The sequence below is a fragment of the Zunongwangia sp. HRR-M8 genome, from assembly GCF_027594405.1.
In the GTDB taxonomy this organism is placed as follows: domain Bacteria; phylum Bacteroidota; class Bacteroidia; order Flavobacteriales; family Flavobacteriaceae; genus Zunongwangia.
Genome location: NZ_CP115161.1, coordinates 40,611 through 55,299 on the forward strand (window position 1 = coordinate 40,611; position 14,689 = coordinate 55,299).

At 33.6% G+C, this 14,689-nt stretch carries 16 protein-coding genes; 14 read left to right on the forward strand and 2 right to left on the reverse strand.

The genetic code is table 11. The features are described from left to right. Nucleotides 1–43 precede the first annotated feature (43 nt). A complete protein-coding gene (gene purD / locus PBT89_RS00190; RefSeq protein ID WP_270062877.1) occupies nt 44–1,318 on the forward strand; it encodes a phosphoribosylamine--glycine ligase in 1,275 nt (424 codons plus the stop codon). On the opposite strand, the gene PBT89_RS00195 is transcribed toward purD, so the two are convergent. Then, a complete protein-coding gene (locus PBT89_RS00195; protein ID WP_270059726.1) occupies nt 1,315–1,539 on the reverse strand; it encodes a DUF6341 family protein in 225 nt (74 codons plus the stop codon). The genes purD and PBT89_RS00195 overlap by 4 nt on opposite strands. A 103-nt stretch (nt 1,540–1,642) precedes the next feature. Between PBT89_RS00195 and PBT89_RS00200 the strand changes: the two genes are divergently transcribed. From PBT89_RS00200 to PBT89_RS00210, 3 genes are all read left to right on the forward strand, one after another. Continuing rightward, nucleotides 1,643–2,512, forward strand: a complete 870-nt coding sequence (locus PBT89_RS00200) for a DUF6427 family protein (RefSeq protein WP_270064282.1) — start codon at nt 1,643–1,645, stop codon at nt 2,510–2,512. 143 nt (nt 2,513–2,655) lie between these two features. Continuing rightward, nucleotides 2,656–3,261: a DUF4254 domain-containing protein gene (locus tag PBT89_RS00205; protein WP_270059725.1), complete on the forward strand. Its 606-nt coding sequence runs from the start codon at nt 2,656–2,658 to the stop codon at nt 3,259–3,261. 7 nt (nt 3,262–3,268) lie between these two features. Continuing rightward, nucleotides 3,269–4,339 carry a glycosyltransferase family 9 protein gene (locus PBT89_RS00210; RefSeq protein WP_270062878.1) on the forward strand — a complete coding sequence of 357 codons (1,071 nt, stop codon included), beginning with the start codon at nt 3,269–3,271 and terminating at the stop codon, nt 4,337–4,339. 205 nt (nt 4,340–4,544) lie between these two features. On the opposite strand, the gene PBT89_RS00215 is transcribed toward PBT89_RS00210, so the two are convergent. Beyond that, nucleotides 4,545–5,591, reverse strand: coding sequence for a ferredoxin--NADP reductase (locus PBT89_RS00215; RefSeq protein WP_270059723.1), 1,047 nt, complete (start codon nt 5,589–5,591; stop codon nt 4,545–4,547). Between the two features lie 130 nt (nt 5,592–5,721). Here PBT89_RS00215 and PBT89_RS00220 point away from each other — a divergent pair, with 130 nt between their 5' ends. The 10 genes from PBT89_RS00220 (at nt 5,722) to atpE (ending at nt 14,627) form a co-directional block, all read left to right on the forward strand. Beyond that, nucleotides 5,722–6,057, forward strand: a complete 336-nt coding sequence (locus tag PBT89_RS00220; RefSeq protein WP_270062879.1) for a PadR family transcriptional regulator — start codon at nt 5,722–5,724, stop codon at nt 6,055–6,057. Between the two features lies 1 nt (nt 6,058). After that, on the forward strand, nt 6,059–6,718 hold the full coding sequence (locus PBT89_RS00225) for a hypothetical protein (RefSeq protein ID WP_270062880.1): 660 nt from the start codon (nt 6,059–6,061) through the stop codon (nt 6,716–6,718). 46 nt (nt 6,719–6,764) lie between these two features. After that, nucleotides 6,765–7,460 (forward strand): hypothetical protein, encoded by a 696-nt coding sequence (locus PBT89_RS00230; RefSeq protein WP_270062881.1) that lies wholly within the window; start codon nt 6,765–6,767, stop codon nt 7,458–7,460. A gap of 53 nt (nt 7,461–7,513) precedes the next feature. Beyond that, nucleotides 7,514–8,998 carry a DUF5687 family protein gene (locus PBT89_RS00235; RefSeq protein WP_270062882.1) on the forward strand — a complete coding sequence of 495 codons (1,485 nt, stop codon included), beginning with the start codon at nt 7,514–7,516 and terminating at the stop codon, nt 8,996–8,998. Between the two features lie 83 nt (nt 8,999–9,081). Next, nucleotides 9,082–9,840, forward strand: a complete 759-nt coding sequence (locus PBT89_RS00240; protein ID WP_270062883.1) for an ABC transporter ATP-binding protein — start codon at nt 9,082–9,084, stop codon at nt 9,838–9,840. Nucleotides 9,841–9,954: 114 nt separating this feature from the next. Continuing rightward, entirely contained in the window at nt 9,955–12,492 is a 2,538-nt protein-coding gene (porW, locus tag PBT89_RS00245) for a type IX secretion system periplasmic lipoprotein PorW/SprE (RefSeq protein ID WP_270062884.1), read from the forward strand. Between the two features lie 59 nt (nt 12,493–12,551). Continuing rightward, the gene (locus PBT89_RS00250; protein WP_270059716.1) at nt 12,552–12,770 is read left to right on the forward strand and encodes an AtpZ/AtpI family protein; all 219 of its coding nucleotides are present in this window, start codon (nt 12,552–12,554) and stop codon (nt 12,768–12,770) included. After that, entirely contained in the window at nt 12,771–13,157 is a 387-nt protein-coding gene (locus PBT89_RS00255) for a hypothetical protein (RefSeq protein ID WP_270062885.1), read from the forward strand. A gap of 132 nt (nt 13,158–13,289) precedes the next feature. Continuing rightward, nucleotides 13,290–14,372: a F0F1 ATP synthase subunit A gene (atpB, locus tag PBT89_RS00260; RefSeq protein WP_270062886.1), complete on the forward strand. Its 1,083-nt coding sequence runs from the start codon at nt 13,290–13,292 to the stop codon at nt 14,370–14,372. Nucleotides 14,373–14,396: 24 nt separating this feature from the next. Continuing rightward, nucleotides 14,397–14,627 carry an ATP synthase F0 subunit C gene (gene atpE / locus PBT89_RS00265; RefSeq protein WP_270062887.1) on the forward strand — a complete coding sequence of 77 codons (231 nt, stop codon included), beginning with the start codon at nt 14,397–14,399 and terminating at the stop codon, nt 14,625–14,627. The last annotated feature ends 62 nt before the right edge of the window (nt 14,628–14,689 follow it).

Here is a 14,689-nt window from a genome sequence, read left to right on the forward strand (position 1 = left end):
CAATTTACAAACAATTATTTTTGAAGTCCAAAATATATAAAAAATGAAAATCTTAATACTAGGTTCAGGCGGTAGAGAGCATACTTTTGCTTACAAAATTGCACAAAGTCCAAAATGCGATAAACTATACATAGCTCCCGGAAACGCCGGAACTTCAAAAGTTGGGGAAAATATAAGCCTAAATGTAGGAGATTTTTCCGGTATTAAAGATTTTATTCTTGAAAAAAATATCGAAATGCTGGTGGTAGGACCAGAAGATCCACTAGTTAAAGGAATTACTGATTTTTGTAGGCAAGACACAGAATTAAAAGAACTATTAATTGTAGGTCCTTCTAAACGAGGAGCACTCTTAGAAGGAAGCAAAGAGCGAGCTAAAGAATTTATGCTAATACATAAAATTCCTACTGCTGCTTACGAGAGTTTTACGATAGAAAGTTTAGAAGCGGGAAAAACCTTTTTAGAAACTTTAAAGCCTCCTTATGTACTTAAAGCCGATGGTTTAGCTGCCGGGAAAGGCGTGTTAATTCTCAACGATCTTGCTGAAGCTAAAGCCGAATTGGAAAATATGCTGAAGAACCAAAAGTTTGGTGAAGCCAGCGCAAAAGTAGTGATCGAAGAATTTTTGGATGGTATCGAGCTGAGTGTATTTGTTTTGACAGACGGTAAAAACTACAAAATTTTACCAACAGCAAAAGATTACAAACGAATAGGTGAAGGCGATACTGGTTTAAATACTGGAGGAATGGGAGCAATCTCGCCAGTGCCGTTTGCCAATGAAGAATTTATGCAGAAAATCGAAGATCGTATCGTAAAACCTACGGTAGATGGTCTTGCTGAAGAAAATATAGATTACAAAGGATTTATTTTTATTGGTTTGATTAAAGTTGGTGAAGAACCTTATGTGATCGAGTACAATGTAAGAATGGGAGATCCCGAGACCGAAGTGGTTTTACCACGAGTAAAATCAGATTTGGTTGAAGTATTGACAAAAGCAGCACAGGGAAGACTTGATGAGGTAAACTTAGAAATCGATGACAGAGCAGCTACAACTGTAATGTTGGTTTCTGGAGGCTATCCTGAGGCTTACGAAAAAGGAAAAGAAATTACCGGTATAGAGAATGTAGAAGATGCAATTGTTTTTCATGCAGGAACTACATTAAAAGACGGCAAAGTAGTTACCAATGGAGGGCGAGTAATTGCAGTAACCGCGTTTGGAGAAGATTACGAACAGGCACTAAAAAAATCTTACCAAAATGTAGAGAAACTACATTTTGATAAGATGTATTTTAGAAAAGATCTAGGCTTCGACTTAGATTAACCTAAATAAGGTTTAGATCTTGTGTTTTCGTCATCAGCATCTTGGAATATTTTAAGTTGCTTACACCAGTAGGCAAATGCGATCATTCCAATGATAATAAATACAAAGTTGATGGCGTTAGCACCCCACCAGGTGTCTAGTTCCAGAGAACGTAACCAATCTAGTGGCTTTAGAAGAACTTCTTCAAACAGCCATGAGATTCCATTAAAAAATTCATTCATCGTTTAACATTGTTAGTTTAACACTACAAAAATAGAAAAAAGAGCAATGCTAACAAGCTTTTTTGCCAAATCAAAACCAATAAATATTGCTCTTGTTATCCTATTGCTTTCTGGATTTTTCATATCAGCAAATTTTCAGAACTGGTTTTTGGACTTCGAGATCTTTAAGTTTTTTAAGATTTTAGGCGTTTTCTTGTGCTTAATGTTTTCCCTTTTTTTGCTGAATTTTGTGGCCAAAAAGAATGATTTAACACAAAGAAGCGCGTATAAGGTACTGCTATTTTCTGTCTTTTGCGCTTCTTTTCTTTCTTTGCTTAAAGATTATAATATTATCATTTCAGCAACTCTAATTTTAATGGCTTTAAGGCGTATTATTAGTCTTAAGTCACAAATTTCTGTTCAGAAAAAGATATTTGATGCAGCTTTATGGATTTGTATTGCTTCACTCTTTTATTTCTGGTCGATTTTATTCTTATTAATTGTTTTTGGAGGTATTGTAATTTATAGCCCAAGACCAAAAAACTGGTTAATTCCTATAGTTTCAGCAGTATGTGTGTATATGATTTACTGCTCAATTAATCTTTTGGTAAAAGATCAGTTCTATTTATTTTCTAATTGGTATCAGGATTATAATTTCAATTTTTCTAATTACCAGTCATTTAAATTTCTAACGCCTATTAGTATTATTCTTGCACTTACTGTATGGTCGCTTGTTTATTATTTTTCTATAATTCGGAAAGCCGGTGTGAGTCTAAGACCTTCTTTAAATCTAATTTTATTTACCCTAATTATAGGAATTGCCGTTGGTGTTTTGGCTCCTAGTAAGAATGGTAGCGAATTGATCTTTTTCTTTATACCGCTTAGTATTATTGTTTCTAATTACTTTGATAACGGTAGAGATAAGATTTTTAGGGAGATTTTATTGATTATTCTAATTTTAATGCCCTTTGGTGTGTTATTCATTCAGGATTAATAGCATATAGATTACGTTTTAAGAGTCATAGATTTTATAATATCTTTGCTCTTCAGTTTTTAAATATTCAATAAAAACGCCTAATATTTCAATTTTAAAGTTTATAGGCGTTTTAAATTAGTTCTTTTTAAAAAATCAACATAATGTTTACAGATAAAGCGAATAAGATCTTTCAGGAAGTGATTGAAAAATATCATGAATTGGATAATGTAGATCAGCCTTTTACAAATCCTTACGATAGCGAAGCACAACTTATCGAGCACCTTCTTTATAGAAAATGTTGGATAGACACAGTGCAGTGGCATTACGAAGACATTGTAAGAGATCCAAATATCGATCCTATTGCTGGTTTAAAATTGAAACGACTTATTGATGCTTCTAACCAGGATCGTACCGATACCGTAGAATATATAGATAGCTATTTTCTTGAAAAATATAAAGCAGTTGAGCCTAAAGATAATGCGACAATCAATACCGAAAGTCCGGCTTGGGGTGTAGACAGATTGTCGATTCTTGCGCTTAAAATCTATCATATGCATGAAGAAGCAACTCGAGAAGATGCATCTACCGATCATAAAGAAAAATGCCAGGCGAAATTAGATGTTTTATTAGAGCAACGAGTAGATCTTTCTTCAGCAATCGATCAGTTTTTAAAAGATATTGAAAGCGGAGATAAATACATGAAAGTCTATAAGCAGATGAAGATGTATAATGACGACGAGTTAAACCCGGTTCTTAGAAACAAATAAAAGAAATATGAGCACTAAAAATCAACATATTCCAGAAGTGAATAGAGAGAAAAGTGCTCATATTCTTGCTATTCGTTTATCGGCGATGGGCGACGTAGCCATGACGGTTCCGGTGATTAGGACCTTTATGTCCACCTATCCTAATTGTAAAATTACTTTTCTTACCAGGCCATTTTTTGCGCCTATGTTTAAAGGAATTCCAAATGTAGAAATTTATGAAGCCGACGTGAAGGGCGAGCATAACGGTGTAATGGGATTGGGACGATTAGCGCGCGAGTTAAGAAATCATGAAATTGAAATGGTAGCCGATCTTCATAATGTGTTGCGTAGTAATGTGCTTAAGTCGGTTTTTTATCTTTTTGGAATTCCCGTGAAGCAAATTGATAAAGGAAGATCTGAAAAAAAGAAACTAACCCGCGAAGATCACAAGCTTTTTAGGGAATTGAAAAGCACCCATCAGCGCTATGCAGATGTTTTTGCGGAACTAGGTTTTCCGCTCGATTTCAAAGCTCATATTTTTCCAGAGAAGCAGCAAATTCCGGCCAAAATCAGCGAAATTATATCTCAATCTCCTAAAAAATGGCTGGGAATTGCACCTTTTGCACAACATGATTCTAAAGTATATCCAGCAGATCTTATGGAGGAAGTTCTAAAAATGCTGAATACTGAAAATAATACTCAGATATTTTTATTTGGCGGTGGAAATGCTGAAACTAAAAAGCTGCAATCCTGGGAAAATCAGTTCGAGAATTGTATAAGCGTAGCCGGACTTTTATCTTTTGAAGAAGAGCTGGCTCTAATCTCCAATCTTGATGCAATGCTTTCTATGGATAGCGGAAATGGCCATATGGCCGCAATGTATGGAGTGCCCGTAATTAGTATTTGGGGCGTTACACATCCTTTTGCTGGTTTTAAGCCATTTGGGCAGTCTTTAGAAAATTCTTTGATTCCAGATTTAGAAAAATTTCCTAAAATTCCTACCTCTATCTACGGGAATAAATATCCAGAGGGTTATGAATATGCCATAAGAACGATCACACCGGCTATGGTGGTTGATAAGATACATTCTGTTTTGTAATTATTAGTTTACACCTTCACGTACTCTAAAAATTCAGTTTAAAAACATCAAATTTGAATTTAAATCATTCAAATTTCAGCATAAAATAGTTCTAAATCTGTTTTTTCGCTATTCTATAATTATTCGAGAGGCTTACCTCAAAAAATTAAAAAAGGCCTTTAGAATCAACTAAAAGCCTTTGTTATATTTCATTTTTTAATGACGATTAAACATCATCGTAATCTACCTTAATAGATGGAGTAAGCGGATGTGCCTGGCAGGTTAAAATTAGGCCTTCTTCAATTTCATCGTCGGTGAGAATCTGATTTTTACGCATTTCAGCTTTACCTTCAGTAATTCTGGCAATACAGCTACTGCAAATTCCACCCTGGCAAGAATAAGGAACATCAAGATCGTGTTCTAAAGCAGCATCCAGAATAATATCGTTTTGATTCATCACAAAACTAGTTTCCTCATCATCCACTAAAATAGTGATTTGTGACTGTCCTTCTAGGTTGGCTTCTACTTCTCCGGTATCATTACTGGTAAATAGTTCGTAATAAATATTTTCTTCAGCAATATCATTATTTGTTAGTACTTCGCTAACATGATTAATCATTTCTTCTGGACCGCATAAATACACCGCATCAAAAGGATGATCTTTAAATTTATTTTTCATCACAAAATTAACCGTACTTGTTTCGATACGGCCAAAATGAGAATTTTCTTCCCGGGTTCTACTAAAGACAAATTCTACAAATAAACGATCTGGATAGGCTGCTTGTAGCTCTAAAAGTTCTTTAAAGAAAATGGTATCTTCTGGAGATTTATTTCCGTAGGTAAGAATAAAGCGGCTATGGCTTTCGTTATTAAGAACTGTCTTTATAATCGATAATATTGGCGTAATTCCACTTCCAGCAGCAAAAGCTGCATAGGTTCTTGAAGCTTCAGAAGGTTCTAAAATAAATTTTCCTTCGGGCGGATGAACTTCTAAAGTATCACCTGCTTTTAAGCTATTGTTGGCTAATACAGAGAATTTACCACCCTCAACTTCTTTTACTGTAACTTTAAATTCGTCGGAATTAGGGGCAGAACAAAGCGAATATGCTCTACGTAATTCTTTGCCTTCTACATCTGCTTTAATAGTAATATATTGCCCTGCCTTGAATTTGAATTCTTCTTTCAATTCAGCCGGAATTTCAAAAGAAAGACTAACAGCTTGTGCAGTTTCTCTAATTACTTCCTTTATTTTCAGTTTATGAAATGTACTCATCAAAAAATAATTTGTGGGCAAAAATACAAAGTAAGCTGTGTTTTAAAAGATTAAAAATTTAAAATATTATACCTAAGTGTTTTATGCATAAGAAATTTATGTATATTAGAATCGGTATAATTGATCTAAAATGTCAAATTCAAAATTATATAAGGGTAGTTTATCTACCATCATTTTAAAACTTTTAGCTGAAAGCGATAAAATGTATGGTTATGAAATTACCCAAAAGGTAAAAGATATTACCCAAGGAGAATTGAAAATCACAGAAGGAGCGCTTTATCCCGCGCTGCATAAGTTAGAAGCTGATGGATTTTTGGAGGTTGAGGTAAAAAAAGTAGATAATCGGCTTCGGAAATATTACAAACTTACTGAGGCTGGAAATAAAGAGAAGGTGAATAAAATTAATGAGTTAGAACAATTTATTGAAAATATACAAGGAATTATAAATCCTAAATTCAGTATCTAAGATGAAGTATTTGAAGACCGAACAAATAGATGATATCCGAAAAATACTTTTCTACAAAGGTGTTGTTTTTTGTGAAATTCAGGAAGAACTTATAGATCATATTGCCAGTGAAATAGAAGAGAAAATGTCTTCGGAAAATTTAAGTTTTAAAGTAGCTTCTGATAGCGTTTTTTCGAAATGGGAAAATGCCTTTATCTTAAAACAAAATAGATGGTTATTAGGGAAGGAGATGTATCCTAGTATAATTTATGAGGAAATTAAGCGAACTTATTTGAAAATGATATTACCGCTAAGTATCATTTCTTTGATATTAGTAGGTTTACTTTGGATTCTCTTCCAAACTCAAAATGAGTTATTTAGTAACCTGTCTTATTTAATTTGTTCATTTTTAATAGTTTCAGGACTCTTTGTATCGTTTGTCTATAAGAAGTTGAAAAACGGAAATCAAACGATTTACAGTCATTTTTTACTAAGAGAATTTAAAATGTTTGTTCCAATGAGTATACTATTAATTATAGAAATCTTCGAAAAAGATTTACAAAACCCATCGATTGTTCATAACATACTGTTCTTCGTTTTCATGGCAATGATGCTTTGCTTTTCAATTTATTTAATCAGCCTGTATACTAAACATATAAATGTCCAGAGAAAGTTTTCGTAATAATGAACTTTTAGCACGATACTTTTTATGTAAACGATATTAATTTATGAGAAAAGTAAATCAAAATCAAACAGATAGACTGTACCGATTTACTCGCGAGCACCTTGTAGAATATTATGATGTGCAAACTGAATTAGTAGATCATTTAGCATCTGCCATTGAAGAAAAATGGAGCCAAAACCCAAGTTTTGAATTTGAAGAGGTGCTTCAGCAAGAGTTTAAAAAGTTTGGTGTATTTGGATTTTTAGAAGTTGTGGAGGCGAGACAAAAGGCGATGACAAAAACTTACTGGAATCTGGTCTTAAATGAAGCTTTAACTTTCTTAAAACTTCCGAAGGTACTACTAATTATAGGCGTAGTTTCCTTTATATTTTGGAGTCTTACAAAGCTTGAGTTTGGAAAAATTATAATTGCCTCTATTGTTCTCTTGGAGATGATTCTTCTTTTTTACCAACTTATTAAACTGAACCGTAAGAAGAAAAAACGAGCAAAAAGAAATGAAAAAATATATCTTTTAGAAGAAATGATTTTAAATGTTGGTCAAATTGCGGCAATATCTTTCTTTCCGGGGTATTTGCTAATTCATTTTGATAAAATAGTTCCGGTTGATATTGGATCTATTATTATGGCAATACTAATCACATTTTCTTTTGTAATCCATTATATAGCAGTAGTTGTACTTCCTTCAAGAAAAGAAGAAATATTGATAGAAATATATCCAGAACTTAAGTTAAATTATTAATTCTCTTGTAACAAAAAACTAAATTTAGACACATGTAAGTAAAGCATTCTTTTATGATTGGTAAATTACTCAGCTTAGAGTGGAAATCTTTTACTCGTAGCGCTAGTTTTGGTAAAAGCCTTGGCGTTAAAATTTTATTGGGTTTTTTGGGGCTCTATTTCGCAGTTATTTTTTTAGGTTTTGGTGTTGGATTACATCCTTTTCTAAAAGAAATGTATCCGGATGAAGTTCCGCTTTTAAAATTCAATGAATTTGTGTTGGCTTGGCTTGGTTTCGAATTGATTTTTAGATTTTTTCTACAAAGCTTACCGGTGCTTAAAATTAAGCCTTTGCTTGTTCAGGATATAAGAAAAAAGAAATTGGTAGATTTTGTATTATATAAATCACTATTTTCTTTTTATAATCTTTTTCCTATACTTTTTTATGTGCCATTCGCTATTATGAATGGAATAAAATCTGATTATAGTACAATCTCCCTTTTAGGATGGTGCGCAGCAATGCTTTTTTTTAGTTTTTCCCTAAACTTTTTAAACTTCCTTATTAAAAAGAAATTCGCTGAAAATATTAAATCCTTTTTGCCATTTATCTTTTTGATTTTGGTCTTAGCGGGCTTAGAATATTTTGATATTATTTCGTTAAGTAAGCAATTTGGAGTGTTCTTAAACTTTCTATTACAAATGCCTTATTTGGCAGTACTACCACTACTAATTTGTATAGGTTTGTTTATGGTGGTTAGACATATACTTTTAGACAAATTTTATCTGGATTCTGGTTTAAAAGCTAAACAACAAGTGGCGAAATCTCAGGATTTTGAATGGACTAAGCGTTTTGGTGATATCGCTCCTTTTCTTCAATTAGATATGAAAATGATTTGGCGTAATAAACGCCCCAAAACAACCGTGTTTCTATCTTTTATCTTTGTGCTATACGGCTTGTTGTTTTTTAGTGATACAGGCTTAGATGGGCTAAAAATTATGCCGATTTTTGCAGGAGTTTTTATGACGGGCATGTTTGTAACTAATTTTGGGCAATTTATACCAAGTTGGGATTCCTCTTATTATCAAATGATAATGTCTCAAAATATTCCTATGCGAAAATACCTTGAGTCTAAAGCAGTATTACTTAGCTTCAGCATTATTATTCTAACAATTTTATGCACACCTTATCTTTACTTTGGATGGAATGTGATGTTAATTATCGTGATGTGCGCTTTGTATAATCTAGGTGTTAATGTCCCGTTTTTATTATTTATGGGATCGCTTAATAAAAAAAGAATCGATTTGGAAAAAAGTCCTATGATGAACTATCAGGGAATGGGAGCGGCACAATGGATTATGGCAATACCAGTCTTAATAGTGCCTCCGGGAATTTTTTCCTTGTTTTATAATTTATTCAGTTTTAATATCGGACTTCTGGCATTGGGCGTTTTAGGAGTTATCGGACTTTTACTTCGGAATTACCTGATGGATAAAATCACACTTCAGTATAAAAAGAAAAAGTATATTATGATTCACGGCTTTAAACAAACTGACGCATAGAACTTAGCTGAGTAAAAAGCAACCCTAGAATCAATTTAAAGCGAACGTATATTCAATCTCGATAACCGAGTAAATAAAATAGCATGATAACAGCAACCAACCTCTCAAAAGTATATAACGGTACTAAAGTTTTAGATATCGACCATTTAGAAATTCCACAAGGACAAAATTTTGGATTAGTAGGAAATAATGGAGCCGGGAAAACTACATTTTTTAGTATGTTACTAGATTTAATTCGGCCAACTTCGGGTAATATTTTTAATCAGGAAATTACCGTAAACGAAAGTGAAGAGTGGAAGACATTCACTTCCTCTTTTATTGATGAAAGTTTTTTAATAGGCTACCTTACTCCTGAAGAATATTTCTATTTTGTGGGAGAACTTCGCAATCAAAATCGTGCTGATATTAATAGTTTTTTAGAGCAATTTGAAGAGTTTTTTAACGGCGAGATCATTGGTCGAAAAAAATATCTTCGCGATTTATCCAAAGGAAACCAAAAGAAAGTAGGTATTGTTGCCGCTTTAATTGGCAATCCAAAAGTAGTAGTGTTAGACGAACCTTTTGCAAACCTGGATCCTAGCACCCAGATTAAGCTGAAAAAAATTATTAAAGAGCTTTCTGAATTTTCGGGCACAACGGTATTAGTTTCTAGCCATGATCTTATTCATGTTACAGAAGTTTGCGAGCGCATTGTAGTTTTAGACAAAGGAGTGATTGTGCGCGATATCAATACTTCAGAAGCAACTTTAAAAGAATTGGAATCCTACTTTTCAGGAGAGACAGCACCACAGGAAAATATAGATCCTGCAATACAACATAATACCGAAAATACTATGGAATAGCTTCTCCTTCTTTCTAATTTGAATCGCAAATCTTTGTATTTGTAAAAAGAAACTTATTTTTACACACTAAACGTGGCGTAACTGAGTTATGATGGTATTAAGAAAGAGTTGATTTTGAGGAGATTTACACAATTTTTTTTCATAGCTCTTCTTCTTGGAGCAGTAATTTCTTGTTCTCGTAAGAAGGATAATTTTATTAGCCGAAGCTGGCACTCCGTTACTGCGGAATATAATACGCTTTATAACGGCAATCTGGCTTTAGAAGCAGGGCGTAAAGAACTCAACCAAAATTATAGTGATAATTACTGGGATTTGCTACCTATCGAACGTATGCAGATCGACGAAGAAATTTTGCTACCCGATAGCGTAAGAAATCAAAATTTTGGAATAGCAGAAAAAAAAGCAGCAAAAGCTATCCAAAGACATTCGATGTTGATTGATGGGAAAGAAGAGAATCCACAAATAGACGAAGCTTTTATTCTACTTGGCAAAGCTCGATATTACGATCAACGTTTTATACCTGCTTTAGAAGCTTTCAACTATATCTTACAAAAATATCCTGCGAGTAACAGCATAAGAACGGCACAAATTTGGCGAGAAAAAACCAATATTCGTTTGGAGAATAATCGTATTGCGATTAAAAATCTAAAAAGGATTTTAAACAATGCAAAATTTGAAGATCAGGAATATGCCAATGCAAAAGCTGCCATGGCACAAGCGTATATTAATCTTCAACGACCAGACAGTGCACTTGCGCCTTTAACCACCGCTGCTAATTTTACTAAAAAAGATGAAGAAAAAGGGCGTTACTTTTTTATTATTGGCCAGTTATATAATTTATTAAATCAGCCAAAAAACGCGAATCTTGCTTTTGATGAGGTTATTGATTTAAATAGAAAGTCACCCAGAATTTATATGATTAATGCTTATATCCAAAAGGCAAGAAATTTTGATCCTGAAGAAAACGACGATCAACAACTAAAACAGCTCTTAACCGAGCTTAAAGAAGATCGCGAAAATCGACCATTTTTAGATAAAATCTATTTTCAGATTGGCGAATATTACAATCAGCGTGATTCTTTAGATACCGCAATTACGTACTATAACAAATCGCTTAGAACGCCAGGAAGCAGCGATCCGTTTTTAAGATCAATTAATTATGAAATTCTGGCAAATATTAATTTTGATCGTTCAGAATATCAAACGGCTGCAAGCTATTTTGATAGCACACTCTACGAAATGCCTACTAATTTATGGGAATATCGAACGATACAAAAAAAGCGTAAAAATTTAGACGATATTATTTTTTATCAGGCAATTGCTAATAAAAACGATAGCATCTTAAATCTTATCGATTTACCTCGAGAAGAGCAAATTGCTTATTTTACAAAGTATACAGACAAGCTTAAGGAAGAATATAAAAAAGAAATAGAAGCCGGTGAAACTGAAAAAGCTTTGGCTTTAAATAATACCGGTCCCGGAGTTCCGGATGTTAGTATTCCCGGCGAAGAAACTACAAGCAGTTTTTATTTTTATAATGAAAGCCGAAAAGCTAGGGGAGAGCGTGAATTTTTAAGAATCTGGGGAAATAGAAAACTTGCGGATAATTGGCGTTGGATTTCCACAGGAAATAACGGTGCTATTGAAGCTAATGAAGAAGAATTAGCTGAGTTTGATTTTTCTAGCGATCCAAGATTCGACCCGGCGACCTATGCAGATAAGTTACCAAACGATAATTTGGTAATCGATAGTATTTATAAAGATCGAAATTACGCTTATTACCAATTGGGTCTTATTTATAACGAGAAATTTGGCGAATATCAATTAGCAACAGAAAAATTAGAAGCATTGTTGGCTAGCCATCCCGAAGAGCGGTTAATTTTACCTTCAAAATATAATCTTTACAAAGCTTACGGCAGATTAAATATGAATGCTAAGCAAGACGCAATGAAAAATGATATTGTGTCTAATTATCCAGATTCGCAATACGCTATTTTTATTCAGAATCCTCAACAATTGGCCTCAGGAGAAAGCTTAGCGCAAAGAAGTTATGAAGAGACTTTCGGTTTGTATGAAGAGCAACAATTTGCTGAAGTAATTTCAGAAAGTAATAAATTTATTACCCGATATTCTGGCGAAGAAATTATTCCGAAGTTTGAATTGCTAAAAGCGATGGCTATAGGAAGACTTAGAGGTTTGCAGGAATATCGTAAATCGCTTAGCTATGTTTCTTTAACCTATCCTCAATCGGCAGAAGGGGAAAAGGCAAAGAACATGATAAACGGAGCTTTACCTAAATTAAGTAGACTTCAGCTGCAAGAAGATAGTTTAGCCACCAATTATAAACTGATCTATCAGTTTGATAGCCAAAATAGAGAGGCTGCCCTTGCGCTTCAGCAGAAAATAGATTCCGCTTTGGTCGATTTAGACTATACTAATTTTTCTACTTCAATAGATATTTATAACGAAGAAACTATTTTTGTGGTGGTGCACGGTTTGCAAGATCGTATTCGGGCTTTAGGTTTGGGAGAATTATTGCGGGAAAATGATGAATATGAGTTAGAAATTGATTTTATTGCGATCTCAACAAACAACTATAGAGTAGTTCTTTTAAAGAAAAATCTGAAGGATTATTTACGCGACAATATATAGTTTCCAAGCCTTTTTTCTCTTTTACAAACCATTATTAAAAAAAAGAGTATTCTCCTATCATGAAAAACGATCAGCGTAATAAATATCTTGTTTTTGTGAACATTGGCTTCCAAATGGCCATTATTATAGCCGGTGGCGTTTTTCTTGGTATTTGGTTAGACGAGAAATTTCCGAATAAATTTTCAGCATTTACAATTTCATTATCGCTTTTAGGCGTTTTTGTGGCGCTATATCAGGTGATTAGAAGCGTAAAAAACATAAGTAAAGACGACGAATAGATGGGACGACCATTTTTAAATTTCCTGAAGGTTTTTGTGCCTTTTTCATTGATTTTATTTTTTATTCAGTATTATATAACTTCTAATTATGTTGAGGCTACCCTATACTACAGTACAGTTGCTAATTATTCCTTTCATATTTTAGCAACTTTGATAGTTTATGCCATATTGCTGATTATAAATCTTAATTTTCAAGACAAAACCGGTTTTGTATTTATGGGATTGGGATTGTTAAAAATGTTTGCTGCAGTATTGTTTTTACTGCCGGCTTTACTAAATGATGAAGTTTCAATTTTTGTTCAGGTTATTGCTTTTTTTGCGCCATATTTTATCTTTTTAATTTTTGAAACCACTTTTGCAGTAAAATTGATAAATAGAAACAAATGATTGTCTATCAATCAGTTCAACGAATTTTGAAAATTGAGGCAAAAAAATAATCGGGAACTTTCACATAAAAAATAAAAGTATACCTTTGCACCGAAATTTAGAGCCCATAATTTTATAAGTAGACCAGGTATTATGATAGCACAAAAATCGTTAAAGATTATAGTGACATTTGCACTAGCCTTACTTCCGGTTTTTTCTTTTGCATCAAAAGAGGACTCTTTAGCAGAAGCTGAGAAAGAATTTAATGCGACAGAAATGATTCTTCACCACATTGGTGATGCCCATGGATGGCATTTCTACGGAGAAGGAGAAAATTCTTTCACTATAGCACTTCCGGTGATTCTTTATACGGATAACGGACTGGTTACTTTTATGTCTAGTGAATTTCACCATGATACTGAAGGGCATCATGTTGTTGAGAAAGACGGGATGAGATTCGTTAATCTCCACGAGAAAATCTACAGATTAGAAGATGGCGCAAGCGAGATAGAATTTGATGCCGATCATCATCCTTTAAATGCAGAGCGACCTATTGATTTATCGATAACTAAAAATGTAGCGGCTATATTTTTGACCGTTATTATCATGCTTATCATTTTTACTAGTCTGGCGGCACATCATAAAAAGCATAAGCACGCTCCAACAGGATTTAATAACCTTCTAGAAACTTTCGTTCTTTTTGTAAGAGACGAAATTGCAATACCACAAATTGGAGAGAAAAAATACATGAAGTTTATGCCATTCCTTTTAACGGTATTTTTCTTCATCTGGATTACTAATATGATTGGTTTATTACCTGGAGCAGCTAATGTTACAGGGAATATCGCAGTAACTGTTTCTTTAGGTTTATTTACATTAGCTTTGATTTTAATCAATGGGAGTAAAGATTATTGGAAGCATACCTTATGGATGCCAGGAATTCCAACTTTTGTTAAGCCTATTTTAGCAGTAGTAGAGTTAATGGGAGTTTTTATTAAGCCAATAGCACTTATGATTCGTTTATTTGCGAACATTACTGCGGGGCACATTATTATACTAAGTTTAATTGGATTAATATTTATACTTGAAAGTGTTGGAGTCGCTGGAGTTTCAGTGCCATTTGCACTTTTTATATCGATATTAGAATTGCTTGTTGCGTTTTTACAAGCGTTTATATTTACCATGCTGTCGGCTCTATTTATAGGAATGGCAGTTGAAGAACACGAACATCATTAATTTCTAATTTTAATTTTTTTTACTATGGAGTATTTACACATTGGACTTGCAGCTTTAGGTGCTGCTTTAGCAGTTATCGGTGCAGCAATCGGTGTTGGTAAAATTGGTGGTTCTGCGATGGATGCTATCGCTCGTCAGCCAGAAGCTTCTGGAAAAATCCAGACAGCAATGATTATTGCTGCGGCTCTTGTAGAAGGTGTTGCTCTTTTTGGAGTAGTAGCAGCTTTACTAGGAGTACTAACTGTGCCAGCTTAGTCCTAACAAAAAATTAAAGCCAGTGTTTCGTAACGGTTGGTTACGAAACTGGTTTTAATGAT

Excerpts from the sequence above, each read along its gene's own strand:
- purD (WP_270062877.1), top strand. The coding sequence starts at position 44 with ATGAAAATCTTAATACTAGGTTCAGGCGGTAGAGAGCATACTTTTGCT.
- PBT89_RS00195 (WP_270059726.1), bottom strand. The coding sequence starts at position 1,539 with ATGAATGAATTTTTTAATGGAATCTCATGGCTGTTTGAAGAAGTTCTT.
- PBT89_RS00205 (WP_270059725.1), top strand. The coding sequence starts at position 2,656 with ATGTTTACAGATAAAGCGAATAAGATCTTTCAGGAAGTGATTGAAAAA.
- PBT89_RS00210 (WP_270062878.1), top strand. The coding sequence starts at position 3,269 with ATGAGCACTAAAAATCAACATATTCCAGAAGTGAATAGAGAGAAAAGT.
- PBT89_RS00215 (WP_270059723.1), bottom strand. The coding sequence starts at position 5,591 with ATGAGTACATTTCATAAACTGAAAATAAAGGAAGTAATTAGAGAAACT.
- PBT89_RS00220 (WP_270062879.1), top strand. The coding sequence starts at position 5,722 with ATGTCAAATTCAAAATTATATAAGGGTAGTTTATCTACCATCATTTTA.
- PBT89_RS00225 (WP_270062880.1), top strand. The coding sequence starts at position 6,059 with ATGAAGTATTTGAAGACCGAACAAATAGATGATATCCGAAAAATACTT.
- PBT89_RS00230 (WP_270062881.1), top strand. The coding sequence starts at position 6,765 with ATGAGAAAAGTAAATCAAAATCAAACAGATAGACTGTACCGATTTACT.
- PBT89_RS00235 (WP_270062882.1), top strand. The coding sequence starts at position 7,514 with ATGATTGGTAAATTACTCAGCTTAGAGTGGAAATCTTTTACTCGTAGC.
- PBT89_RS00240 (WP_270062883.1), top strand. The coding sequence starts at position 9,082 with ATGATAACAGCAACCAACCTCTCAAAAGTATATAACGGTACTAAAGTT.
- PBT89_RS00250 (WP_270059716.1), top strand. The coding sequence starts at position 12,552 with ATGAAAAACGATCAGCGTAATAAATATCTTGTTTTTGTGAACATTGGC.
- PBT89_RS00255 (WP_270062885.1), top strand. The coding sequence starts at position 12,771 with ATGGGACGACCATTTTTAAATTTCCTGAAGGTTTTTGTGCCTTTTTCA.
- atpB (WP_270062886.1), top strand. The coding sequence starts at position 13,290 with ATGATAGCACAAAAATCGTTAAAGATTATAGTGACATTTGCACTAGCC.
- atpE (WP_270062887.1), top strand. The coding sequence starts at position 14,397 with ATGGAGTATTTACACATTGGACTTGCAGCTTTAGGTGCTGCTTTAGCA.